Raw genomic sequence first — 23,741 nt, 5'->3', positions numbered from 1 at the left:
TCATATGGCATTTGAAAATCCATCACGCGAGGAAATTAAGCAGCTGCTTGAGCAAAGTGCTACTGTAGCGGTGGTCGGCTTGTCGGACAAGCCTGACCGCGTCTCTTATATGGTATCGCAGGCGATGCAGGCTAAAGGCTATCGCATCATTCCGGTTAATCCGGCTGTGAAGGCGGCAGAAATTTTGGGTGAAACCCGATACGAAACGTTAAGTGATATTCCATTTAAAGTGGACATCGTTAATGTGTTCAGACGCAGCGAGCATACCCCGCAAGTAGCGGAGGAAGCCGTTGCAATTGGTGCGAAAATTTTGTGGCTCCAGCTTGGCATCGCTAATGATGAAGCAGCGAACATCGCTGAAGCTGGTGGATTGCAAGTGATTATGGACCGCTGCATTAAGGTAGAGGATTCGATTTTGCTGCCGCAAGGAAAATCCAAAACCTGACTGTAATAAAAAACCGATCGATTTAACACAATAAGAAAGGCTTCAAGGGGCGATGCAGCATGTCGTTCATGAAGACTTTCTTTTTTAATGTCGAGGAGGACAACACGTGAATCAAATGTCGCAACAGCCAGGATATTTCCAAGGGCAGCAAGGTCAACTGGGTCAACAAGGTCAATTTTCGAACAACTATCAGCCATCGGGCTTCGTACAGTCGCATTATCAAGGCCAACTGAGCGAGCCAACCTTTAACCAGAACCCAAGCAGCATTGTGCAATCTCCAATTGGCGGTTATCAGGCGACGAATCAGCACAGCTACAGCTCTGCTGCATATTTGCCAAGCCATCAACAAAATGCGGGAATGATGCAGCATCAATATCAGCCGAATAGCGGCTACCAATCGCACACGTCGCATTACCAAGTTCCAAGCTATACTTCGCACCAAAGCTCGGCTAATTATGGAGCGAATCCGGTGATCTCGCATTTAGGCTATCAATCGAGCCCACAGCAGCATTATGTTCAGTCCCACACAGGCTACGCTAACCAAAACTTCTCGAGCGGCGGATATGCAGGTCTGTCCAATAACATGTCCAATAATCAAAACCAAACGCATGGCGGCATGCCCGTACAATCGGCGACAGGACAAAATCCGGTGTACCACGCAACGAACGCTTATGCACAATCCGGTCCGGTCATTTCACATTTGGGATGGCAAGCTGGACAAAACCGCTAAGCTATATACGCAGGGCTTAAGCTAAGCCCTCCCCTGTATCGTTTTATAGGGAGAATCATCAACAGGAGCGGGCCGAGAGGCCCGCTCTTCACTTTGACAAAACGTGCGGAAAGCCTTACCATCGAGAAAAAGACATTTTAATCCGCAAAGGGGGTACGAAAGTGAATATATTAGGAAGCCTGCAGCAGCTCGGAAGAGCATTTATGCTGCCAATGATTGTGCTTCCAGCAGCAGCCATATTTTCGAGCCTCAGTCAATTGCCGTGGGATTATATTGGACTGCCGCAGCTTACGCTTTATTTGCAGGCCGCAAGTCACGCCATTTTTACTTACCTTCCTTATTTGTTTGCGGTAGGCATTGCGCTTGGAATGACGGGAAATGCGCTTGCAGCTGCTTTAGCGGCACTTGGCGGGATGTTCATTTATGTGGGCATTACCCAGACGGCTGTGCCGGAAATTGAGCCGACGGTGTTTATCGGAACGTTGATGGGCATCATCTCAGGCTTTAGTTATGAACGATTTAAGAACTTGCGTTTGCCTGAATACATACAATTTTTCGGAGGGCCGCGGTTTGTACCGCTGTTTGTCAGCTTTATATCGGTCTTATTTTCCATATTTATGATTGGACTAACGCCATATATTGAACGCATGCTTGAAGAGCTTGGCAACATTGTAGCTTCAGGAGGCGGGTTCGGTGTTTTTCTTTATGGTTTTGTCCATCGGATTTTGGTCGTGTTTGGCCTGCATCATCTCGTCAGCCATGTGTTCTGGTTCCAGATTGGCAGTTATACGATGGCAGATGGGACAACCGTATATGGCGATTTGCCGCGGTTTTTCGCTGGCGATCCCACAGCAGGCGTATTCATGGCGGGAATGTACCCGACGATGATGTTTGCCCTGCCCGCTATCGCGCTTGCCATTATTCATGAGGCGAGGGAGGATCTTAAGCCTAAAATCCGCAAAACGTTTATGTACGCGGCTCTAGCCTCCTTTTTGACTGGTGTGACCGAGCCTGTAGAATTTGCCTTTCTGTTCGTTGCGCCTTATTTGTTCGTCGTTCATGCGCTGCTGTCGGGCGTCATTATGTGGGTGACGTATGAGCTTGGCATTCGCCATGGCTTTTCTTTCTCGGGCGGGGCGATTGATTTTATCGTCAACGAGCATTTGGCTACGCGCGGCTGGCTGCTTATTCCAATCGGTATCGTAGTCGGGCTCATTTATTATTTTTTGTTCCGCTGGGCGATCGACCGTTTTCAAATTCCGACCCCTGGGCGCGAGGAAGGCTCGCATCTCGATGAGTGGGCTGGCGATATTCCGCAGCGTGCGCCGCTTATTTTACAGGCGATTGGCGGCAAGGACAATATTGTGAAAATGGAGTCCTGCATTACACGGCTGCGATTGAAGGTAGCCAATGAGAAGCAGCTTGATATCGCAGCGCTGCGCAATTTGGGGGCAGCCGGAGTCATTCGGCTCGGCGGCGGCAATGTGCAGGTCGTCTTCGGCACATATTCGGAGCTGATTCGCGGGGAAATTTTGAATACCATTCAGCGGGATCAGGAGCAGGTGCTGTTCAGCTCGCCAATGCAGGGAAAAATGATCGCGCTCAGCGATGTGCCCGATCCGATTTTTTCCGGCAAGCTTGTTGGCGATGGGGTTGCGTTCATACCGGATAAAGGGGAGCTTGTCTCGCCTGTCAAAGGTGAAGTTATTCATATTTATCCGACGATGCATGCGATTGGCATTCGAACGCCGGAAGGGCTTGAAGTGCTGCTTCATATCGGCATTGACACGTCCCTGCTTGGCGGCAAAGGCTATTTCAAGGCTGCTGTCAAAGAAGGGGACAAGGTGCTTCCCGGCGACCTGCTCATCCGCTTTAATTTGCAGCAGGTGCGCAAGGAGAGCAAATCGCTGGCTACTCCGATGGTGATTACCAATTCGGATATGGTACGTTCATGGCGATTTGCGCCATATAAAACCGTTAAAAAAGGACAATCTTCCGTGATGTCGGTCGTGCTTAAAGAGATACAAGTTGGAGGGGAAAGGCCATGATACAAGGTATTGGAGCGTCAGCAGGCATAGCGATCGGAAAATCTTTCGTATTGCCCAGCTGGGAGTGGGAGCTGCCGGAGCAGCGCATCGATGTTGCTGATTTTGCCCGTGAGTTCGAGCGAGTATATGAAGGCATCCGAACGTCAAAATTCGAAATCGAGCAAATGAAGGACGAGCTGCGGGAAGTGGTTGGCCCTTCGGAAACCCATATTTTTGACGCGCATCTTGCGATTTTGGACGACCCGGTGTTTATGAATGAAATTCAAGGCATTATTAGCCGGCAATACAAGGCAGCAGAGGTAGCGGTCAAGGAAGCGATCGATCATTTTGTGACGATGTTTGATTTGCTGGATGATGAATATATGAAGGAGCGCGCGCTGGATATAAAGGATGTCGGCAATCGGCTGCTTAAGCATTTGCTAGGCGTGCCGGAAATTAAGCTTCCATCCAACACGAAGCCGTTTATTCTCGTCGCCAAGGAGCTTTCTCCTTCGCAGCTTGCCCATATTAATCCGCAAAATGTGCTTGGCATCGTAACGCTGGCAGGAAGCACGACTTCCCATTCCGCTATTATGGCGAGGGCGCTCGGCGTACCGCTCGTCGTTGGCGTGGAAGCGAAGCTGGAGGAACCGATTCAGACGGGCCAGATGATCGTGCTCGATGGCGGAGACGGTGTCATGTATGTGCAGCCGGAGCAGGAAGTTATTGCGCTGTATTCGGCGAAGCAGCGGCAGCAGCAGGAGGCGAAAACCCGTCTGCGCGATATCGTCGATCATAAGTCGATGACGCCGGATGGCAAGCGGCTGGAGCTGGCTGCTAATATTAGCTCCTTCAAGGAGCTGGAAATTGCTTTGTCCAGCGGAGCGCATGGCGTCGGCTTGTTCCGCACCGAGTTTTTATATATGGACCGCAATCGCTTCCCGCTGGAGGAGGAGCAGTTTGAAGTATACCGCAGCGTAGCGGAGAAGCTGGAAGGCAAGCCGCTTATCATTAGGACGCTTGATATTGGCGGTGACAAGCAGCTTGATTATTTCAATATTGCCGAGGAAGACAATCCGTTTCTAGGCTATCGGGCTATCCGCATATCACTGGATCGCAAAGATTTGTTTAAAGTGCAGCTTAGAGCCATATTGCGGGCAAGCCATTTTGGACAGGTCAAGCTAATGTACCCGCTCATTTCTTCGGTTGAGGAGGTTCGTGCAGCCAATGCGGTATTAGCGGAGGCGAAGCAGGAGCTGGAGCAGGAAGGCCAGCCGTATAACCGGAATTTGCAGGTAGGTGTCATGATCGAGGTTCCGGCTGCGGTAATCATTGCCGATCTGCTTGCAGGAGAGGTTGATTTTTTCAGTATTGGGACGAATGATTTAGTGCAGTTTACCCTTGCTGTAGACCGGATGAATGAGGAGATATCGCATTTATACGAGCCCTTCCATCCCGCAGTGCTGCGGATGCTTAAGCTGACGATTGATGCGGCGCGCCGCAGCGGCATTAAGGTGGGCGTTTGCGGAGAGCTGGCAGGGGATGCCAAGGCGCTGCCGATATGGTTAAGCCTCGATGTTGATGAGCTTAGTATTTCTTCGCATTCTCTGCTGCAGGTGAAAGAGCGGCTGCTCCGCACAAGGCAGGAAGACAGCCGCTTGCTGCTGCCTAAGCTGCTGGAATGCCGCACGAGTGCGGACATTCATGAGCTGCTAGGACAGTTTATGGATGAAAATGATGCCAGAAGGCAAAGCGCCTCTATTTCTTAAAATATAAGAATTTATAAGTATTACATTTATAAATAGACTTATATTTCATCGCGAAACGGTTGTTTTGCCGCCAAAGGACGGCTTCAGCCGTTTACGCTTGGCCTTTGTATTGCTCTAAAGCGTCAACGAAAGCTTTGGCGTATGGCGGAAGATCGGGCGGACGTCTCGCAGAGATGAGGTTTCCGTCTACGACAACCGCCTCGTCAAACCATTCGGCACCAGCGTTTTCCATATCGTCGCGAATGCCTGGCGTAGAAGTGACTTTCCGTCCTTGCAATATTTTTGCAGAAATGAGCACCCAGCCAGCGTGGCAAATTTGGCCAATCGGCTTGCCAGCTGCATCAAGCTCCTGCACAAGCTCAAGCACTTTAGGGTAGCGGCGGAGCTTGTCCGGCGCCCAGCCTCCGGGAACGAGCAGGCCAATAATGTCGCTGCTGTTCACTTCATCAAAGCTGAGGTCGGCAACGGCGGGCACGCCATATTTTCCAATATGCTTCTTGCCCTTCTCAGGACCTGCATATAGTACGGTAGCTCCCGCTTCGCGGGCGCGATATACCGGATACCACAGCTCCAAATCTTCGAATTCATCATCAAGTAAGCAAATAACGGTTTTATTGTGTAATGACAAGGATTTCCCCTCCAATTCATATTGTCTTACCTATTGTATCGAAGGAGAACTTATGAAGCAAACAATAGCAAAGCGTTCGGTGCGGGTGCTTCGCTGTATTCCAGCCGTGCTCGTCATGACAGCGATTTTTGCTGCATCAGCGACGACGGGCGAAGAGATGAATACGCTGCTGCCGTTTTTTCAAAAGCTGTTCCCGCAAATGGCGAGCTTTGATTGGGGACATTTTGTCGCTTATTTTATGCTCGCCGCCACCATCGATTTCGCTATCGGTGCGAGAGCCGACCGTATCGTAATCAAAGTGTTGATTGTGCTGCTGTGCGGCCTGTATGGCATCACTGATGAATTTCATCAGTCCTTCGTAGGGGGCAGAATGCCGGATGCGGCCGATGTCCGCAATGACATGATTGGGGCTGCAGTGTGGGCTGTTCTGGTGGCGCTGCCGCCAGTACGCCGATTATGGCGGCGCATCGCCCGGTAGTCCAGTTTATTCAAAGGACATCAATCAGAAAACAGCGGCTGTCAGTATTCCAGGCTTTCACCAATGGCGGACAACGCTCGGAGCCTGCATTTATCGTTCATTTTTAATAGTAAAAATTACATAAGTCTACAAGCAGGAGTTTTTGCGAAAAAGGTCGAATATTTTACGCATCTCAAATTATGAGCATAAACGGAGATGAAGGGCGGTACAGCCGTCCGCGTGAAGGAGTGGACCAACTTGGAAAAGCGGTGTCATTGTGGTGACATCATGAAGATGAAGCTGCGTACCGTCATTTATTCTGGGAAAGTGGAAATAGACAATGTGCCTATTTATTCCTGCGTGGCCTGCAGTCGAAGTGAAGTGTTTCCGGAAGTGAAGCCCGATTTGACTGGTCTGATTGCTCAGCTTGGTGCAGAGCCATCGAAGCAGACCTTTTTTTTCGATGAGTGCAATGAATGGGCGAGTCTGCTCGTCATTGCTAGAAACACGAAGAAGCAATCCGATCCTGCTGCGGTGGAACGGCTTATTCAGGAGCGCATTGATGCGCTGCTGGACCTGCTGCTGCTTGCTCAAGCGCTTGAGGACCAAGTATGGATAGCGGATATTACGAAGCGGCTGGGCCAAATCAGCCGGCCGACAAGGCATACATAACGCAATAAAACGATGAGAATGCGAGCAGTTGCTTGTGCGGAAATGAAAGCGCCCCGGCGCTGACATTGCGAAAAGTAATATTTTGTCGTATGATTATTCTATTGTGCAGTGGGCGAAAGTAAAAAATCTGAGATAATGGAGAGAAGGACCTTGACGGTAACCATTTATGATGTAGCAAGAGAAGCAGGAGTATCTATGGCTACGGTTTCCCGGGTTGTCAATAACAATCCGAATGTGAAACCCGCAACCCGCAAGAAGGTTTACGAGGCCATTGAGCGTCTGGGATACCGTCCTAATGCGGTAGCTAGGGGCCTTGCCAGCAAGAAAACAACGACTGTTGGTGTCGTAATTCCCGATATTTCCAACGCTATTTTTGCGGAAGTGGCACGGGGCATTGAAGACATTGCGAATATGTATCACTATAATATTATTTTGTGTAATGCGGATAAGAAGAAGGATAAAGAAATTCGCGTTATTAACACGCTGCTGGAGAAGCAGGTTGACGGATTGCTCTTTATGGGCGGAGCAGTAACGGAAGAGCATATGCAGGCGTTCAAAACAACGAATGTCCCGATCGTATTATGCGCAACGACTGATGAGAACGGCGAAATTCCTTCCGTTGATATTAATCATGAGGAAGCGGCTTTTGATGCGGTCAACAAATTGCTGGAGCAGGGCCACCGCCGCATTGCGATGATCAGTGGCACGTTGCAGGACCCTGCGAATGGCTATGCCCGTTTCCAAGGGTATAAGCGCGCGCTGGAGACAGCTGGCATTGCTTATGATGACACGCTTGTCCGTATCGGCAACTACCGTTATGAATCTGGTATCGATGCCATGAAATATTTTATTGAGCTGGACGAGCGTCCAACTGCGGTATTCTCAGCGACAGATGAGATGGCGATTGGTGCCATTCATATGATTCAAGACTCTGGTCTGAGCGTGCCAGGCGATATTTCAGTTATTAGCGTAGATAACAGCCGCATGGCTTCGATGGTTCGTCCGCAATTGACAGCCGTTGCCCAGCCTATGTATGATATCGGAGCTGTATCGATGCGTCTGCTCACAAAGCTGATGAATAAAGAAAATGTGGATCACTCCAAAGTCATTTTGCCGCATGAGATGATTGTGCGCCAGTCTGTTGGAGGGGTATAGGAAGCATGACTTTTAACAAAATCGGCATCATTGGGGCGATGGTGGAAGAGATAGAACTTCTCGGCCAGCACGTCCAAGTAACGAAAGAAACCGTTAAGGCTGGCATCACTTATTACGAAGGCCAGTTTCATGGCAAGACCGTTATTTATTGCAAATCCGGTGTTGGCAAAGTGAACGCTGCTGTATGTACGCAAATTTTAATCGATTTGGGTGCGGACTGCGTGCTGTTTACTGGCGTAGCCGGAGCCGTTGATCCAAGCCTGAATATTGGTGATATTGTCGTATCTACGAGCTGTGTTCAGCATGATATGGATTGCACGCCGCTAGGCTTCGCCCGCGGTGAAATTCCATTCCATGCGCGTTCGGAGTTTGTGGCGGATGAGCGGCTAGTCCAGCTGGCCGTTGATTCTAGCAATCGCTTGTTCGAAGGGCGCAGCTTGAAAGGCATCGTGTTATCCGGTGACCAATTTATTGCGAGCCGCGAGACGGTTGGGCTGTTGCGTGAGACGATGAATGGCGCTTGCGCCGAAATGGAAGGCGCTTCAGTAGCCCATGTATGCGACATGAATGAGGTGCCATTCGTGGTCATCCGCTCCATGTCGGACAAGGCTGACGGATCTGCGCATGTCAATTTCCCAGAGTTCACGGTGAAAGCAGCTAACAATTCCTACGCCATTATTGACGACATGCTTCGACATATTTAGTTCATAAGAAGGTATCAAACCGCCATCCGGGCACACGGGATGGCGGTTTTTGTCGTTGGAAATCAGTATTCAAAATAGGAAATAGATAGAAATAATTATATTCCGATAGGAATTATCTATTTTAATTGACAGCGATAGGAAAACCATTGTACGATTCATCTTGCCACCAGCATTTTACTATTTTTGGTTAAATGAGGAGGAGAGAAGAAAAAAGAGAGCGTAGAGTAGCGCGGAAACGATTTAAAAGACCGAATATTCTGAAAATAAGGCTGTTGGCGCAAATTAAACTTTAGGATAGGTGGAGATAGGTAATGGCAGACGTTAGCTGTGTCGTATGCAAATCGGAAATTAGTGTTGAGTCTGATGCAATAAGCGGAGAAATCGTAGAGTGCTCGTCATGCGGACAAGAGCATGAGGTGCATGCCGTAAATAATAGCATTTCAGTTGCATTAGCTCCCGAGATTGAAGAAACTTGGGGCGAGTAAAGGAGCCAGGGGATGAAGCAGACAAACACGGATATTTTGCTATGTGTGACGAAGCTGCGTGAGGAAGAGAAGCGAATCTATGAGCTGCTCCAGCAGGCTGGACATCATGTCCAAGTAAATCTGGATTCGATGGAGCTGCCGCTTGAGCAGGGCTGGGCGGATCAGTATGGTGTCGCGCTCATTCGCTGCCTCTCCCAGAAAAAAGCGTTAAGCCGCTCAACGATGCTGGAGTTATCCGGCATTGAAACGATTAATTCCGTTAAAGCGATTAACATTTGCACAAATAAAATTCATCAAGCAATCGTGTTCCAAAAGCATAACATTCCACAGCCCCGCTTCAAGGTCGCTTTTACAGCAGACAAAATCCTCGAATCGTTCGAGGATTTTGGCAACATATTTGTAATCAAGCCACCCAGCTCCTCCTGGGGAAGGGGCATTGCCCGCATTGTCGGCAAGGAATGCCTAGATGGCTGGATTGCAGCACGGGAATCGCTTGATCCGACCCAGCAGTCCTTTCCAGTACTCGTACAGGAATACGTGGATAAGGGGGATTATGATATTCGCGTTGTCATTGTCGGCCGCAAGCCAATCGTAGCGTTTCGCCGGGTGTCGGTCGACAACTGGAAGACGAATACGCATTTGGGGGCTGAGGTTGAACCTATTGCTGTCAATAAGGAAATAGAATCGATTTGCAGCAAGCTGACCGAGGTGCTCGGTGAAGGCATCTACGGTCTGGATTTATTTTATGACTATCAAAATAAACGATATCTCGTATGCGAGGTTAATCAAAACCCGGAGTTTTCGAAGTCCTGGAAAATTCATGGCGTCGATGTAGCCGCTCATATCGCGCTTTATTTGCAGGGGAAATTGGCCTCCAGAACGAGGCAGGAGGTTAACGCCTAACGCAGTTTAGATGATCGAGCTCCAGTTAAACGACGAACCATGAACCATGAACCACGAAAACAAGCTACGGATAAAGGAGAATCGGCGATGGCCCATACGACAATTATTACAGCTCCAGAGAAGGTGACACCAGTAATCAAAAAGGAGCAATATTTTTCTCTTTCCTTTGTTTTATCCCGTGTGCTGAATTCGGGCGTCATCATGAGTATTGAAAAAAATGAGAGTGAGCTCAAGGGGCTAGAAAAAAGCATCGGCAAGCTGACACAAAGCAAATATGTTTCCTTGTTCAACAGCTACACGGGCGCGGTGCATGCCGCGCTTTGGGGACAGGATATCGTCCATGGCTCGCTGACGCGCCTGGAGGAAGCAAGCGAGCAGGATCAGCGTTTTGCAAGCTGGCTCGGAGTAGGGCTGGTCACGGACTCTGATGTGCAGCAAGGCTTCGAGAAGGTAACGGTGACGTGGGATAACTTGCCCCGCATTGAGCAAGAGCTACAGCCTAAGCTGCACAAAGCACCCGTGCTGGTGCTGGATTTCACGGAGCTTGGCTTCGGCCCCTGCGCCTCAATTTCGGTAAATGACGAGAGCGTATGGACCAAGGCGGAGCGTCTGAAAATATTCGGCGCCTTCGATTTGAAGACGATGTGGACGCAGGAGGAGGCGGAGCCGGACATTCAGCCAGGCGCACAGTTTAACTACAGGCTCAGCCCGCTTGTGGCGGCATGCGTCAAATTATCGCTTCTAAGGAGGAATAGCGGCTATGAAAACTGATTTTATCCGCAAGCCGCTGAGCTTGCCATCGGAAGCCTGGATTAACGAGCAGCTTGCTTATTATGGAGGCCCAGCCGTCATTCCCGAGGATAGCCGGAAGACGACCTTTCCTTCCATTACGAAAGAAGATATCGTTCAAATGCTAGTGTCCATTCAGCAAAGCCCGGAAGAAGTGATTCATGAGTTTACGGAAAAATACCGCAGCTACGTTGGGGCGAATTATGCGATCGCTACGGCAAGCGGGACGTCAAGCCTGCATCTGGCGCTCGTTGGTGTTGGCGTACAGCCCGGGGATGAGGTCATCGTTCCGGCGTTTACGTTTATTGCGACCGCACAGGCCGTTGTGGCGGCAAAAGCGATCCCTGTATTTGTGGATATTGATCCACTGACCTATAACTTGAATCCTGCGCTGGTGGAACAGGCGATCACGGCGAGGACGAAGGTTATTATGCCTGTCCATGTCCATGGATTGCCAGCTGATTTGGCGCAGCTCAGGGCACTCGCTGACAAGCATGAGCTGCGGCTGGTGGAGGATGCCTCCCATGCGCATTCGGCCTCCATTGGCGGCCAGCTGTGCGGATCTATCGGCGATGGAGCGGGGCAGAGTCTAATGGCGGACAAAAACTTTCCTGTAGGCGGAGAGGGGGGCATCGCCTTCTTCAAGGAGCGGGAGGATTATGAGCGGGCTTTGAGTTTTTTGCAGGAGACAGGCATTGATTACCGCATGTCTTGGATCGCTGCGGCATTTGGCATTAGCCAACTGGATCGTTTGCCGTATTACGATGCGATCCGGGCGAGAAATGCGAGCTATTTAACGAATATTTTAGCGCAAACGAAGCTGTTTAAAGGGCCTCATGTGCCTGAGGGGCATAAGCATAGCTACAATATGTACCGAATAAAGCTGGACCCGGAAGCGGCGGGATTGGGAGGTTTGCCGGATTATCAGGTGAAAGAGGCCATTCAAGAGCTGGCATCGAGCGAAGGCGTGTTTGCACGGGAATGGCAAAACGTGCCGATTCCAGGCCATCTGCCGTTTCAAAATCGCAAAGGGTTCGGCAGGGGGTATCCCTTTACGTTGTCAGAGCGCAAAGACTTTGGTTACCATATCGACCGTTTCCCCGCGACGCTGAGCATGCTGCGCTCAACGCTGACCATTTGCCGGGAGCTGCGCTCGCCCATTGAATATGAGCGCATAGCCGCATATGCGCTGGCGTTTCAGAAAATTGATGCGAACCCGGCGATTATTCGTGAACTCGTGCTTCAGAACACGGCGGCCAAAAAATCATATGAGAGGGATGCGAGGCTCGGATGAGTGTAACTAGGAGCAGCGTGAAGCGCGTCGCCATTTTGGGCGGCAATGGCTTTACAGGCGGGGAGCTTTATCGCCTGTTGAAACGCCATCCTTATTTCAAAGTTGATTTTGTATCTTCGGAATCGAAGGCGGGGCTGCCGCTGGATAAATTTTTTGTTTCGTCGGCGCGCCAGAAACGGGCGGATGGCGGAAAGTTTCAAAAGCTGGCTTCGCTTTCTGGACATTATGATTTCATCTTTTCCTGTCTGCCGACCGGGGTATTGCCCCGACATATCGACCATATTGCCGAGCATGCCGAATATGTGATTAATGTCAGCGGCGATTATCGCCTGAACGATCAGGAGCTGCTGCGGCAGTATTATCCAGAGAGCCTCAGCCATCCGGCGCAAGGGGGCAGCCATTATTTTATTCCAGAGTTCAGCGATATTAATTTGGAGGCGAAGGTCGTCAATTTGCCTGGCTGCATGGCGGTCGCAACGATTTATACGCTGTTTCCGCTGCTGGCAGCTAATCTGATTGAGCCGCGCGTCATCTCGGACGCCAAGACGGGCTCCAGCGGCGGCGGCAAGGCGAGCACGGAGCATCACGCGGAGCGCGCCCATAACTTCCGTCCTTATAAAGTGCATGGGCATCGCCACAGGCCGGAAATCGAATTTGCGCTCGAGGAGCATCTGGAACGTTCCGTGGAGCTGCAATTTTCCGTACACAGCCTGGATTTGCCGCGAGGCATTCTCGTTACCTCCTACTCCTTGCTGAAAGAGCATGCGAGCGAAATCGATGTGAAAAAAGCATTTTATGGCGCTTATGCGGCAAAGCCGTTTGTCCATTATTTCAATTCCAAAAACGGCTCCTATTCGTATCCGATGATCAAAACGACAGCCGGGACGAATTACGCTGAAGTTGGCGCTTATGTAGAGGGGCGCAATTGCGTCTCGATTGCCTCGATCGACAACTTGATTAAAGGAGCGGCGGGACAGGCGATTCAGGCGGCGAACCTGTACAGCGGCATTGCGGAGGAGGCAGGCTTACAATTTGAGCTAGAGGGGGCGTGGCCTTAATGTCAAGCCAGAGCTTGTACGTCATTAAGCTCGGGAGCAGCACCATTATGCACCATCCCGAAGTGTTTGCCGAGCTCAATGATCTGGTGCAAAAAGGGAAAAAGGTGCTGCTCGTTGCCGGTGGTGCAGAAGGCATCCGGCAAAAATACGAGCAGCTGAACCGGAGCATTCCGGTTCTCGCTTTAGCGAATGGAGACGAGGCGCGGTACTGCTCTCCATCAGAGATGCCGCTCATTCGGGAGGCGTATCAGGAGTTTATTTTAGCGAAGATCCATGAGCAATTAAAAAGCTACGAGCTCAAAGTATTCGCCCAAATTGGCGGTGACAACGAGGTTGTATTTGGACAAAAATCGAAGCCGGTTAAAGCGGTCAAGGATGGCAAAACGGTTATCGTTCGCGATTCCCTGTTCGGCTCTTTTACAGGCTGCAACGTCGATTTTCTACAGGGCGCCCTGCAGGTATTTGATGTCGTATGCTTGACACCGCCTATTTATGACCGTGAGCTAAGCGAATATATTAACATCGATGCGGACATGCTGGCCGCTCATCTTGCAACCGAGCTTGCAGCCGAGCATTTGCGATTTGTGACAGGCACGGCAGGGCTTTTGGAAAATGTGGATGAACCAGCTTCTACGATATCCGACGTCTACTTGGGCGATGACATTCATTCCATCAAAGGACGGATGAAGCAAAAGGTACGGGCGGCGAATCATGCCATCAGCAAAGGCATTTGCGACGTAAGCATAACGGGCCCCCATTCGCTGAATCGGCCGGGCACAGGCAAAACATGGTTTTGGAATATGCAGCGGGATGCTAACGGGACGGATTTGCTTAGAAAAGCGATTCGAATTCCGTCGGTATCCGGCGACGAGTCTGAGCTTGCGAACTATTTGCTGAATGCCGTGCAATTGCCAGAGGTAAACGGTTTTGTCGATGAGGCGGGCAATGTGGTGTTCCGCAAAGGCAACGGGCCTAATCAGCTGCTGCTGCTCGGCCATCTGGATACCGTGCCCTATAATTGGCCTGTTGCATGCGATGAGGAGCGAATTGCTGGCCGGGGAACGGTCGATGCCAAGGGCAGCCTGCTCAGCTTCATTCAAATGCTTTATGAGGCCAAGGTGCCAGAGGATGGCTCGCTGCTCGTCATTGGAGCGGTGGAGGAGGAAGTATCTTCGTCCAAGGGGGCCTTCTATGTCAGGGATCATTACCGGGCGGATGCGGTCATTATCGGCGAGCCGAGCGGGGAGGACAGCTTGACCTTAGGCTACTACGGACTATATAAGCTAAGTATCGCCATAAGCAAGCCGCAGGAGCATTCCGCCGGCAAGGACAGCATTAGCGTGCTGGATCAGCTTTATACGATTGTGGCGGATATCCGGCAGCAGGTAGGGGGTGTTGACCCGAACCATCTGTCATCTCTTATTGATATAAAACATAGTAATCATAATGGAATACTTAGTGCTGTGGGTATTTTAAATTTTCGGATTTCCCCGGATGCGGGCAAGGAGTATGCGAAGCAGATCCAGCTTGATTATGGCGATGGGGTTTCTGTAACGGTGCTGCGGGCTACGCCGGGCTTCGCAAATCCGCGAAACAGCCCATTAGTGAAAGCCTTTGTACGCAGCTTTGCGAGTAAGGGGAAAGCGATTCATTATATTAAAAAGCGTGGAACAAGCGATATGAATACGCTGGCTACGACTTGGGAGGGCGTACCAATGGTCGCTTACGGCCCAGGTGATGCGAGCCTCGACCATACGAATGAGGAGTATTTGCAGCTCAGCGAGGTGCATGGCGCGCGAGCGATTTTGCGGGGAGCAATTGAGGAATGGTATCGCCTGCGATCGGAGGAGGGTTCCTATGGGTACGTTGGTACAGTCGGCAAGTCATTCAGCTGAGTTTGAACAATTGCTAGCAAAGGCGCAGGCTGCGCGCAGCTCTATTATCGATATGGCGGCTCGTGAGACAGGCTGCCATATCGGCGGCAGCTTGTCGGTCATCGATTTGCTCATAGGCGCCTATGCAAAATATCATCAGGACGAGAATACGGCCATCGTGCTGAGCAAAGGTCATTCCGCAGCGGCATTATATGCAGCGCTGTACCAGTACGGAATTTTATCGGATGATCCAGCGGCCTCCTACGGCGGGGCAGATTCGCTATTCACCGGGCATCCCAACCCGAAGCTGCCTGGCATCCCATTTGCGACGGGCAGTCTCGGTCACGGGGTAGCCTATGCAGCTGGCTGGGCGCTCGGACAAAAGCTGCGGCGTACGAGTGGGCTCGGCATTGCCATTGGCGGCGATGGCGAGCTTCAGGAAGGGCTGTGCTGGGAAACGGCACAGCTCGTGCAGGCGAAGGGCATTACGAATTTTATTTATGTCGTCGATTGCAACGGAGGTCAGAACGACGGCTTGCTAGCCGACATATCGCCGCTGCCGAATTTGCGGGAGCGCTTTGAAGCGTTTGGCTTTCAGGTGAAGGAGATCGACGGCCATGATCTGGGGCAAATTATTGCAGCGCTGGAGCCGGACGGGGAGAAGCCGCTGGCGATTTTGGCCCACACGGTGAAGGGCAAGGGCGTAGCTGCCATTGAAGGCAATCCGCATGCCCATTATGCCAAAATTTCCGAGAAAATAGCGCTGAAATGGAAGAGGGGCTTGCAATGAGCAGCTTGGCAGCAAGAGAGGCCTACAAAGATGAATTAACGAAGCTGGCAGCGGATAATGGGAACATTATTTGCTTGGAGGCGGACTTGGGAGGGAAGGAGCATCCTTTTCAGCAAAGCTATCCGGATCGTTTCTTCAATCTAGGCATAGCAGAGCTCGCCAGCGTAGATATTGCTGCGGGGCTGTCGAAGGCAGGCTTCGTGCCGTTTTTCTCGACCTTTGCGTCATTTGCTGCTCTGCGGGCAGCAGAGGGCGTGAAGCTGGCGCTAGGGTATATGGGTGAAAATATTAAAATCGTCGCCGCTTACGGCGGTGTATCGGGCGGCTGGTTCGGGACAACGCATCATTGTCTGGAGGACATTGCGGTTATCCAGACGTTCCAGAACATCCGTATCGCCTGTCCTCATGGGGAAGCGGAGACGCGTCGGGTCGTACAGGAGGCCGCAGCGTCGAAGGAGCCCTATTACATCCGCCTGTCGCGCAATGACAAGTTCGACAGCCTCGCCCGTGATGAGTCAAGCAGCTGCCGCGAGCTGCTGTTCGAAGGCGCTGTCCGCAGCGATGCGCCGCTGTGCCTGGTGTCGATTGGCGAGCAGGCTACTGAAATATGCAGCCGGATTTATCAGGAAAATGAGCGGGTCAATCATGCGCATCTTTGCTATGTCGACCGCGACAGCTTGAAGCGCTACAAAGCGGAGCTGCAAGCGGCAGCGGGAACCTTCCTTGTTGTAGAGGAGCACCGGGCTGCTGGCGGTACAGCGTCAAGTCTCGCCCTGCTGCTGCCTGAGAGCCAGGTCTACTCGCATGATTGCGGCGAGGAATGGCCGATATATGGCGGCAGCCATGCTGATGTGCTGCATTATTTAGGCTTTGGCTATGAAGCGCTGACAAGGCAAATCGCAGAGCTCGGAGGAGATGCCGATGATTTTTAGTGTGCTGCGGCCAGCGAAATTCCGTTATTTTTTTCTCTCGGACATTATATCCGGCTTTGGAGTAGGAATGAGCACCATTGGCGCCAACTGGTTTCTAATGGACGAGACGGGCTCCATCAGCGCAATCGGGTTTATGCTGTCTCTGAATGTGATCGCCGGCTTTCTGATTTCGCCTTTTGTGGGCAGCTTGACTGACAAGTTTAATCGCAAAGCGATTATTCAGTGGACGTATTTTATCCGGGCGGCAGCTGTGCTGGCTATTATGGGCTTGTTTTTATGGACTGGATTCCGCATTGAATATTTGTATTTATTTACGATCGTAAATGGGATGGGCTGGACCATCTATATGTCGGCTTCCCGCAGCCTGGTGCAGGAGCTGCTGCCTGAGAAGGACTTAATTAAGGGCAATTCCTTAATCGAAATCAGCCTGCAGGTCGGCATGTTTATGGCTGGCGCAGCATCGGGCGTGCTGTATAAATATTCGGGCTTCGAAGTGATTCTGCTTATTAATGCCCTTGTGTTTATCGTCAGCAGCCTGCTGCTGTTCCGGGTCAGCTATGAAGCGATTGCGGTTGAAAATAAAGAAGAATCGTTTGTTTCCAGCTTTAAAAATGGACTCAGCTATTTGGCTGAGCGCCCGTTTATTTTTTTCCTCGGCGTCATCGCTATTATTCCGTTAGTATCCACGATGATTTATAATGTCGTGCTGCCGGGTTATGTGAGCGATGCCGTAAAGGGCGACTCGGTCGTGTTTGGCCTGTCGGATATGTTTTATGGCATTGGCGGGCTGCTATCGGGCTTCATTGCCGCTCCGCTGGCCGCGAAATTATCGAAAAATACGACGATTGCTTTATTTTTCGCCGTAGCCTTCGGTGTATTAGTCGCTGTCGCATTCAACACATTTGCGTTTATCCTTTACTTGGGCAGTGTGCTCATCGGCCTCAGCAATTCCTCGCTGCGAATCGTCATGACGACGACGCTGATGGAGAGTGTGTCGAAGTCGTACATGGGCCGGGCGATGTCGGTGTGGATGGCCATTTCGCTGCTGCTGCAGACGGTATCCGCTTCGGCGCTGGGCTTGCTCATCGACCGTTATTCCGCAGCTGTTGGCTTTCTCTGCATGGGCGGGCTGATGCTCGTCGGGCTGATTTTGCACCGGATGCTAGTAGCAAGCAGCGGCGTGAAGGCGAAAAAAACGCTGGAAGTATAAATTCATGAACTAAAGGAGAATGGTTATATGACCGAAACTAAAATCGTCGCTTTTGTTGAGCCGAGCTTCTACGGGGTGAGCTTCGCAAGAGCTGCCTTTCAGCAGGGCTGCACCGTGATTTCGATTGTATCTTCTGTGGATAACCCGCGTACGTATGGCTATGAGGGCATTTACCATGATTTAATTGTTGCGGATATAAGAGATGAGGAGTCCGTTTACGAGGCGATTCGCAGCTCAGCGTATTTCGGCAAGCTGGATGCTTTAATTCCGGCGACGGACTATGCCTCGCATTTGACGGCAAAGGTGGCAGAGCGGCTGGGGCTTAGAAGCGTGCCGTATGAAGCGGCGTTAAAATCAAGAAATAAAGATTTGGCCCGTGAAGCCTATGAGGCGTTTGGGGTGCCCAGCGCAAAATACAGGAAGGTGAGAACTTATGAGGAAGCGGAGGCTGCGGCTCGTGAAATTGGCTATCCTATTGTACTTAAGCCGACCAATTGCGCAAGCAGCCAAAACGTTTATTTTATTTCCGGGCAGGATGAGCTGAAGGAAGCGATGGCGATCATCTCGGATTTTAAAGTAACGTATATGGATTTCAAAGTGAGAGAGGAATATTTGGTTGAAGAATATTTGGATGGCCAGGAGTTCAGCGTGGAAATTTTCCTGGAAAATAGCGAGCCGGCGTTTGCGGTCGTTACCGAAAAAATAACGTCGCCGCTGCCTTATTTCGTCGAGGTGGCGCATACGCTGCCTACCTCCGTGCATAAGGATAAGCAAGCGGAAATTATTGAAACAGCGGTAAGCGCGCTGCGGGCAATAGGCATTACGGATGGCCCTAGCCATGTCGAGGTGAAGCTTTCGGAGCAAGGACCGCGCATCATTGAGGTGAACGGCCGGCCTGGTGGGGACAATATTTCCTCCGATTTGCTCGTTCAAGCGCTCGGTGTTGATTTTTTTGAAGCGACCGTGCATTATTATTTAGCAGAACCTGTCAATGTTCATGCCAGCCGCAGCCGAGCGGCGGCGATCGCTTATTTGCTGGCCGAGAAGGACGGCACCGTTGCCTCTGTAGAAGGGCTTGAGCATTTGCAGCCGGGAGACGCTATCGTCCGTTCGCATATATCGGTTCAGCAAGGCGACCAGATTTCCGTAGCCAGAAGCTCGGATGACAGGCTCGGTTATGTCATTACCGTGGCCGATACGCCGCAGGAGGCGAAGCAGGCTGCACTTGATTTAATAAGCAAGGTAGAACTGGTCTATCAGTAGCCTAAGCAAGCTTGCCATTTTAAACACCTACAGGGGGACTGCAAGCAGATGACGAACATTCTGATTGTGAACGGACATGATTATTATGACAGAGCGCAAGGTAAGCTGACCCAGACACTCGTTGCCGCGGCGGTTTCACAGCTTTCTGCGCAGCATACGGTTCAGACAACAACGGTTGCAGAGGGCTATGAGGTGGAGCAGGAGATTCAAAAATTCCAATGGGCCGACGTCATTATTTTTCAGACGCCGATTTATTGGTTCAGCATTACGGGCCTGCTTAAAAAATATATCGACGACATTTATCTGCCGAATATCTTTTTCGGCAAAGCGACGAAGTTTGGCCGGGGCGGGCTGCTCACCGATAAAAAATATATGCTGTCGCTCACCTGGGGATCGTCCGCTGGCGCTTTCTCCGATCCAGCGGGCTTCCTGGAAGGAAAAAGCGAGGACGAGGTGCTGTTCAGCGTACATAAAACCCAAGAGTATTGCGGGCTGAAGCCGCTGCCTACATTCTCGCTTTATTCTTCGATGCGCGAGCCTGATGTGGATGATGGCTTAGCGAAGCTTGAGGCTCATTTGAAAAAGACATTCGAGCTTTGAGGCAGAGCGAGCGGGGGAAGCTTGGAGGTTTTTTTTGAAGGCTTCCTTGAAAGCCTCTTAAACGTTTCTCGGAAAGCTTCCCTTAAGTTTTCCCTCAAAGCTTCTCACCCCGCAGTTTTTCATAGATAGCCCGCTCTGTTCGGCCACGCCAGCTTATAAATCCTGTATTGCGATTTCACAAATAGCACGATTTTTGGCTTCAATTTCACTACGGCGGGGAATAGGCGGAATTTGCGCCAAATCATCCAGCCACCATTCGGGCAGCCCGCTAGGGCTGCTTTCTTGCCATTTATCGAGCCACTGCTGCGGCAGTCGCAGATTGCTCTCAGGGGTGAACCCGGCTTCCTTGAGCCCCGCACCCGTTTTGCCGGCAAGCGCCAAGGCGATTGGGTGATCGGTCATCGTCAGCCATACGAGTGCCCAAGCACGCGGAACGACGCGCCACAGGTCATAGCCGCCACCGCCTAGCGCGACCCATTTGCCTCCCGCAAACGTATGGGCCAGCTCATGGATAATGGCAGGCATTTCGCTATAAATGCGCATGCTGCAATGAATATGCGACAGCGGATCATAGGCGTGGGCATCGCAGCCATGCTGGCTAATAATAATGTCGGGCTTAAAAGCGGCCGCGACCTTCGTAATGGAGGAGCGGAAGCATTCCAGCCACGAATCGTCCTCCGTATAAGGCTCCATTGGCAGATTAAAGCACGTGCCAATGCCCGCATCGGTTCCTTTTTCATACACATAGCCGGTACCGGGAAAAAGAAACTTGCCCGTCTCATGGATAGAGTAGGTGCACACATCGGGATCATTGTAAAAAATCCACTGCACCCCGTCGCCATGATGGACATCGGTATCGATATAAAGCACCCTCGCATTATACGTTTCCCGCAAATGCTTAATCGCTACGGCCGCGTCATTGTAGACGCAGAAGCCGGAACCGCGCTCTGGAAAAGCGTGATGCAGCCCGCCTGCCATATGATAAGCATGCAGCGTCTTGCCGCTCATCACCTGCTCCGCCGCTTCTACGGAACCAGCGACGATAGCCGCCGCTGCGTCATGCATGCCCGGGAAAAAAGGCGTATCCTCCGTATTAAGCCCAAATTGCCCGGAGCTGTCTTGTTCTTCCGCTGCTGGCGTCTGCGTACTGAGCTGTTTAACCGCTTCTATGTAGTCCTGGCGATGCGCCAGCGCGAGCATTTGGCTGCTTGCTTGGCGGTCCGTCTCATGCCAATGCTTCTGGGGGAGCGCACCCAGTGCTTGAAGCAGGTCAACCGTAAGCGTCAGCCTGATCGGATTAAAAGGATGCTCCTCGCCAAATTTATAAAGCGAGCAGCCTGGCTGATGCACAAAAATAGCATTTGACGGCATAAACGAATCACGTCCTCCTCCGGCCTATAACGCCGATCTATCCTTAATACATAAACCGCTGCCGAAACCGAACGCGGTCAAACTGTTCGATCGATGCCAGCGGCACCTCGCTGCCGATCCGCACCATCAGGCAGTTGGCGGGATGAGAGCATATTTCCGGATCATCCGTTGCGTACCAAATCATATCGACAGACTTCATGAGCTTTTCCATCATCGTGCGATATTCCCAGACGCTTAAACCCGTGCTTTTCAAATCCCAGTGCCAATAATATTCCGTTGTGAAAACAATCAGGTTTTCCATCTGCTGCTCCGCGAAGGCGAGCTGGATCATTTTTTTGCCGAGCCCATAGGAGCGGTAGTCATTGGCTACTTCGACAGCGCCAAGCTCGACCAAATCGATCATATTTCCTTCGGACCACCGCTCTAGCTCATCGGGGTAATGGAAGGTGACATAACCGACGATGCAATCAGCTTCCCGTGTCAAAATAATGCGGCCTTCTTCCAAGGCGGCGATTTCCACAAGCGCCTCATGCTGCTCGGTAGGCCTGCGAAACGCATCAAGGTCTGGATGCATGATAAGCTGTGATAGCTGCTCAGCGGGAACAGGCCCTTCCAGCACAAGCTCCCGGCCGTCTTCGAGTATGATTTTGTCTTGCTGATAATGTTTGCGATGCTGCAAGGCATACTCCCCTCTCTGTGGTGCTGCCTAAATGGTAAAGCTTGTTCTACTAATGGTTATAGCAAACATTCAGCCAAATGAAAAGCATGGTCGAAAATAAAGCAGATATGTTATAATCGTCCATGTAAGCGTATTCCACTCGGTAAAGGTGTAATAGATTTGATGGGAGAGTGATAGAATGTCTGATCTACATCAAGAGCGAATTCCAGCAATAGCCAATAATTCTAACCTGGTTGATTATGATGAAGCTGTAAAAACCTTCCGATGGGAAACGATCGAGCAGCAGTTCAGCTGGCACCAGACCGGAAAGGTGAATATGGCTTATGAAGCGATAGATCGCCACGTTTCTGAAGGCAAAGGAGATAAGGTTGCGCTTTATTACAGCGACAGCTCGCGCGACGAGGCTTATACGTTTGGACAGCTGCAAGCGCAATCGAATCAATTTGCGAATGTGCTGCGGGGGCTCGGCATAACGAAGGGCGAGCGTGTATTCGTGTTTATGCCGCGAACGCCTGAGCTGTATATCAGCGTGCTCGGAGCGCTCAAGCTCGGCGCCGTCATCGGCCCGTTATTTGAAGCGTTCATGGAAACAGCAGTCAAGGACCGCCTGCAAGACAGTGAAGCGTCTGCGATTATCACAACGCCAGCGCTGCTTAGCCGGATTAAGCGCGATGAAATTCCATCGCTGCGGCATATTATCGTTTACGGCGATGAGGTGCAGACGGATGACGTAATCGTCGATTATGCCGCCGAGATGCAGCAGGCATCGACCGATAGCGAGATCGAATGGCTCGGACGCGAGGATGGCCTTATTTTGCATTATACGTCCGGTTCGACCGGCAAGCCTAAGGGCGTCTATCATGTACAAAATGCAATGATTCAGCATAAATATACAGGCCAGATTGTCCTCGATCTGAAAGAGGATGATATTTACTGGTGCACCGCCGACCCGGGCTGGGTAACGGGAACGTCCTATGGCATTTTTGCCCCATGGCTGAATGCGGCTACGATTGTTGTAAGAGGAGGCAGGTTCAGCCCGGCGGATTGGTATGGCACCATTCAAAAATACGGCGTCACCGTCTGGTACAGTGCGCCAACAGCGTTCCGCATGCTGATGGGAGCAGGCGATGACGTCGTATTGAACTACGATTTGTCGAGCTTGCGTCATGTGCTCAGCGTGGGCGAACCACTCAATCCAGAAGTCGTTCGCTGGGGGATGAAGGTTTATCAGCAGCGCATTCACGATACGTGGTGGATGACGGAAACGGGTGGACAGCTGATCTGCAATTACCCGTCGATGACGATTAAGCCAGGCTCAATGGGCAAGCCGCTGCCGGGGGTGGAAGCGGCGATTATTGATAATCAAGGCAATGTGCTGCCGCCATTCCGAATGGGCAATTTGGCGATTCGCACGCCATGGCCTTCGATGATGCGCAAAATTTATAATAACCCAGCCAAATACGCAGAATATTTTCATCTGGAGGGCTGGTATGTATCGGGCGACTCCGCCTATATCGATGAGGATGGCTACTTCTGGTTCCAGGGCCGCATTGATGATGTAATTAATACAGCGGGCGAGCGAGTAGGGCCGTTTGAGGTGGAGAGCAAGCTTGTTGAGCATCCAGCGGTTGCCGAAGCAGGCGTCATTGGCAAGCCTGATCCGATGCGCGGCGAGATCATTAAAGCTTTTATCGCCCTGCGTGAAGGCTACACAGCATCCGATGAGCTGAAGGCGGAAATTTCCCAGTTTGTGAAAGTGGGCCTGTCTGCACATGCGGCTCCCCGGGAAATTGAATTCAAGGATAAGCTGCCAAAGACGCGCAGCGGCAAAATTATGCGTCGTGTGCTGAAGGCATGGGAGCTGAATTTGCCAACAGGCGATTTATCTACGATTGAGGATTAGGCT

General features: G+C 51.2%; 23 protein-coding genes. 20 read left to right on the top strand and 3 right to left on the bottom strand.

The window, feature by feature from the left end:
- Positions 1 to 4: 4 nt before the first annotated feature.
- From ASF12_RS20560 to ptsP, 4 genes are all read left to right on the top strand, one after another.
- Entirely contained in the window at positions 5 to 445 is a 441-nt protein-coding gene (locus tag ASF12_RS20560; RefSeq protein WP_056038712.1) for a CoA-binding protein, read from the top strand.
- A 106-nt stretch (positions 446 to 551) separates the two neighbouring features.
- Positions 552 to 1,175 carry a hypothetical protein gene (locus tag ASF12_RS20555; RefSeq protein ID WP_056038709.1) on the top strand — a complete coding sequence of 208 codons (624 nt, stop codon included), beginning with the start codon at positions 552 to 554 and terminating at the stop codon, positions 1,173 to 1,175.
- Between the two features lie 161 nt (positions 1,176 to 1,336).
- Positions 1,337 to 3,223: a glucose PTS transporter subunit IIA gene (locus ASF12_RS20550; protein ID WP_056038706.1), complete on the top strand. Its 1,887-nt coding sequence runs from the start codon at positions 1,337 to 1,339 to the stop codon at positions 3,221 to 3,223.
- Entirely contained in the window at positions 3,220 to 4,971 is a 1,752-nt protein-coding gene (ptsP, locus tag ASF12_RS20545; RefSeq protein WP_056038703.1) for a phosphoenolpyruvate--protein phosphotransferase, read from the top strand. The genes ASF12_RS20550 and ptsP overlap by 4 nt, the downstream gene beginning before the upstream one ends.
- A 91-nt stretch (positions 4,972 to 5,062) precedes the next feature.
- Here the strand turns inward: ptsP and ASF12_RS20540 are convergent, their stop codons facing one another.
- Positions 5,063 to 5,599 (bottom strand): type 1 glutamine amidotransferase domain-containing protein, encoded by a 537-nt coding sequence (locus tag ASF12_RS20540; RefSeq protein WP_056038700.1) that lies wholly within the window; start codon positions 5,597 to 5,599, stop codon positions 5,063 to 5,065.
- 52 nt (positions 5,600 to 5,651) lie between these two features.
- Here ASF12_RS20540 and ASF12_RS20535 point away from each other — a divergent pair, with 52 nt between their 5' ends.
- The 15 genes from ASF12_RS20535 to ASF12_RS20465 all read left to right on the top strand — a co-directional run bounded on the left by ASF12_RS20535 (position 5,652) and on the right by ASF12_RS20465 (position 19,785).
- On the top strand, positions 5,652 to 6,077 hold the full coding sequence (locus ASF12_RS20535; RefSeq protein WP_056038697.1) for a VanZ family protein: 426 nt from the start codon (positions 5,652 to 5,654) through the stop codon (positions 6,075 to 6,077).
- A 237-nt stretch (positions 6,078 to 6,314) separates the two neighbouring features.
- Positions 6,315 to 6,728 (top strand): hypothetical protein, encoded by a 414-nt coding sequence (locus ASF12_RS20530; RefSeq protein WP_056039103.1) that lies wholly within the window; start codon positions 6,315 to 6,317, stop codon positions 6,726 to 6,728.
- 150 nt (positions 6,729 to 6,878) lie between these two features.
- Positions 6,879 to 7,883, top strand: coding sequence for a catabolite control protein A (ccpA, locus tag ASF12_RS20525; RefSeq protein ID WP_056038693.1), 1,005 nt, complete (start codon positions 6,879 to 6,881; stop codon positions 7,881 to 7,883).
- A 5-nt stretch (positions 7,884 to 7,888) separates the two neighbouring features.
- Positions 7,889 to 8,587, top strand: coding sequence for a 5'-methylthioadenosine/adenosylhomocysteine nucleosidase (locus ASF12_RS20520; protein WP_056038691.1), 699 nt, complete (start codon positions 7,889 to 7,891; stop codon positions 8,585 to 8,587).
- A gap of 311 nt (positions 8,588 to 8,898) precedes the next feature.
- On the top strand, positions 8,899 to 9,072 hold the full coding sequence (locus ASF12_RS20515; protein ID WP_046230559.1) for a lysine biosynthesis protein LysW: 174 nt from the start codon (positions 8,899 to 8,901) through the stop codon (positions 9,070 to 9,072).
- 12 nt (positions 9,073 to 9,084) lie between these two features.
- Entirely contained in the window at positions 9,085 to 9,975 is an 891-nt protein-coding gene (locus ASF12_RS20510; protein ID WP_056038688.1) for a RimK family alpha-L-glutamate ligase, read from the top strand.
- A gap of 87 nt (positions 9,976 to 10,062) precedes the next feature.
- Positions 10,063 to 10,746: a hypothetical protein gene (locus ASF12_RS20505; protein ID WP_056038685.1), complete on the top strand. Its 684-nt coding sequence runs from the start codon at positions 10,063 to 10,065 to the stop codon at positions 10,744 to 10,746.
- Positions 10,736 to 12,058 (top strand): DegT/DnrJ/EryC1/StrS aminotransferase family protein, encoded by a 1,323-nt coding sequence (locus ASF12_RS20500; RefSeq protein ID WP_056038681.1) that lies wholly within the window; start codon positions 10,736 to 10,738, stop codon positions 12,056 to 12,058. Before ASF12_RS20505 ends, ASF12_RS20500 begins: the two co-directional genes overlap by 11 nt.
- Positions 12,055 to 13,116 (top strand): N-acetyl-gamma-glutamyl-phosphate reductase, encoded by a 1,062-nt coding sequence (gene argC, locus ASF12_RS20495; protein ID WP_056038678.1) that lies wholly within the window; start codon positions 12,055 to 12,057, stop codon positions 13,114 to 13,116. The genes ASF12_RS20500 and argC overlap by 4 nt, the downstream gene beginning before the upstream one ends.
- The gene (locus tag ASF12_RS20490) at positions 13,116 to 15,011 is read left to right on the top strand and encodes a M20/M25/M40 family metallo-hydrolase (protein ID WP_056038675.1); all 1,896 of its coding nucleotides are present in this window, start codon (positions 13,116 to 13,118) and stop codon (positions 15,009 to 15,011) included. The genes argC and ASF12_RS20490 overlap by 1 nt, the downstream gene beginning before the upstream one ends.
- Positions 14,974 to 15,780, top strand: a complete 807-nt coding sequence (locus ASF12_RS20485; protein WP_056038674.1) for a 1-deoxy-D-xylulose-5-phosphate synthase N-terminal domain-containing protein — start codon at positions 14,974 to 14,976, stop codon at positions 15,778 to 15,780. Before ASF12_RS20490 ends, ASF12_RS20485 begins: the two co-directional genes overlap by 38 nt.
- A complete protein-coding gene (locus ASF12_RS20480) occupies positions 15,777 to 16,712 on the top strand; it encodes a transketolase (RefSeq protein ID WP_056038671.1) in 936 nt (311 codons plus the stop codon). The genes ASF12_RS20485 and ASF12_RS20480 overlap by 4 nt, the downstream gene beginning before the upstream one ends.
- Positions 16,702 to 17,922 (top strand): MFS transporter, encoded by a 1,221-nt coding sequence (locus ASF12_RS20475; protein ID WP_056038669.1) that lies wholly within the window; start codon positions 16,702 to 16,704, stop codon positions 17,920 to 17,922. Before ASF12_RS20480 ends, ASF12_RS20475 begins: the two co-directional genes overlap by 11 nt.
- Positions 17,923 to 17,949: 27 nt before the next feature.
- Positions 17,950 to 19,185, top strand: coding sequence for an ATP-grasp domain-containing protein (locus tag ASF12_RS20470; protein ID WP_056038666.1), 1,236 nt, complete (start codon positions 17,950 to 17,952; stop codon positions 19,183 to 19,185).
- Between the two features lie 48 nt (positions 19,186 to 19,233).
- Positions 19,234 to 19,785, top strand: coding sequence for an NAD(P)H-dependent oxidoreductase (locus tag ASF12_RS20465; protein WP_056038664.1), 552 nt, complete (start codon positions 19,234 to 19,236; stop codon positions 19,783 to 19,785).
- A gap of 153 nt (positions 19,786 to 19,938) precedes the next feature.
- Here the strand turns inward: ASF12_RS20465 and ASF12_RS20460 are convergent, their stop codons facing one another.
- Both ASF12_RS20460 and ASF12_RS20455 read right to left on the bottom strand, forming a co-directional pair.
- Positions 19,939 to 21,156, bottom strand: coding sequence for an acetoin utilization protein AcuC (locus ASF12_RS20460; RefSeq protein WP_056038660.1), 1,218 nt, complete (start codon positions 21,154 to 21,156; stop codon positions 19,939 to 19,941).
- A 43-nt stretch (positions 21,157 to 21,199) separates the two neighbouring features.
- Positions 21,200 to 21,835 (bottom strand): GNAT family N-acetyltransferase, encoded by a 636-nt coding sequence (locus ASF12_RS20455; protein ID WP_056038658.1) that lies wholly within the window; start codon positions 21,833 to 21,835, stop codon positions 21,200 to 21,202.
- 178 nt (positions 21,836 to 22,013) lie between these two features.
- Here ASF12_RS20455 and acsA point away from each other — a divergent pair, with 178 nt between their 5' ends.
- On the top strand, positions 22,014 to 23,738 hold the full coding sequence (acsA, locus tag ASF12_RS20450) for an acetate--CoA ligase (RefSeq protein ID WP_056038654.1): 1,725 nt from the start codon (positions 22,014 to 22,016) through the stop codon (positions 23,736 to 23,738).
- The last annotated feature ends 3 nt before the right edge of the window (positions 23,739 to 23,741 follow it).

Origin of the sequence: Paenibacillus sp. Leaf72, assembly GCF_001422685.1 — a bacterium.
Classification (GTDB): Bacteria; Bacillota; Bacilli; order Paenibacillales; family Paenibacillaceae; genus Pristimantibacillus.
Note: the sequence above shows the minus strand (reverse complement) of the source record. Positions and strands in the feature narration are given on the sequence as shown.

Coding starts and splice junctions, on each gene's coding strand:
- ASF12_RS20520 (WP_056038691.1), top strand. CDS start 7,889: ATGACTTTTAACAAAATCGGCATCATTGGGGCGATGGTGGAAGAGATA.
- ASF12_RS20465 (WP_056038664.1), top strand. CDS start 19,234: ATGACGAACATTCTGATTGTGAACGGACATGATTATTATGACAGAGCG.
- ASF12_RS20490 (WP_056038675.1), top strand. CDS start 13,116: ATGTCAAGCCAGAGCTTGTACGTCATTAAGCTCGGGAGCAGCACCATT.
- acsA (WP_056038654.1), top strand. CDS start 22,014: ATGTCTGATCTACATCAAGAGCGAATTCCAGCAATAGCCAATAATTCT.
- argC (WP_056038678.1), top strand. CDS start 12,055: ATGAGTGTAACTAGGAGCAGCGTGAAGCGCGTCGCCATTTTGGGCGGC.
- ASF12_RS20460 (WP_056038660.1), bottom strand. CDS start 21,156: ATGCCGTCAAATGCTATTTTTGTGCATCAGCCAGGCTGCTCGCTTTAT.
- ASF12_RS20480 (WP_056038671.1), top strand. CDS start 15,777: ATGAGCAGCTTGGCAGCAAGAGAGGCCTACAAAGATGAATTAACGAAG.
- ptsP (WP_056038703.1), top strand. CDS start 3,220: ATGATACAAGGTATTGGAGCGTCAGCAGGCATAGCGATCGGAAAATCT.
- ASF12_RS20515 (WP_046230559.1), top strand. CDS start 8,899: ATGGCAGACGTTAGCTGTGTCGTATGCAAATCGGAAATTAGTGTTGAG.
- ASF12_RS20485 (WP_056038674.1), top strand. CDS start 14,974: ATGGGTACGTTGGTACAGTCGGCAAGTCATTCAGCTGAGTTTGAACAA.
- ASF12_RS20505 (WP_056038685.1), top strand. CDS start 10,063: ATGGCCCATACGACAATTATTACAGCTCCAGAGAAGGTGACACCAGTA.
- ASF12_RS20475 (WP_056038669.1), top strand. CDS start 16,702: ATGATTTTTAGTGTGCTGCGGCCAGCGAAATTCCGTTATTTTTTTCTC.
- ASF12_RS20510 (WP_056038688.1), top strand. CDS start 9,085: ATGAAGCAGACAAACACGGATATTTTGCTATGTGTGACGAAGCTGCGT.
- ASF12_RS20560 (WP_056038712.1), top strand. CDS start 5: ATGGCATTTGAAAATCCATCACGCGAGGAAATTAAGCAGCTGCTTGAG.
- ASF12_RS20535 (WP_056038697.1), top strand. CDS start 5,652: ATGAAGCAAACAATAGCAAAGCGTTCGGTGCGGGTGCTTCGCTGTATT.
- ASF12_RS20500 (WP_056038681.1), top strand. CDS start 10,736: ATGAAAACTGATTTTATCCGCAAGCCGCTGAGCTTGCCATCGGAAGCC.
- ASF12_RS20470 (WP_056038666.1), top strand. CDS start 17,950: ATGACCGAAACTAAAATCGTCGCTTTTGTTGAGCCGAGCTTCTACGGG.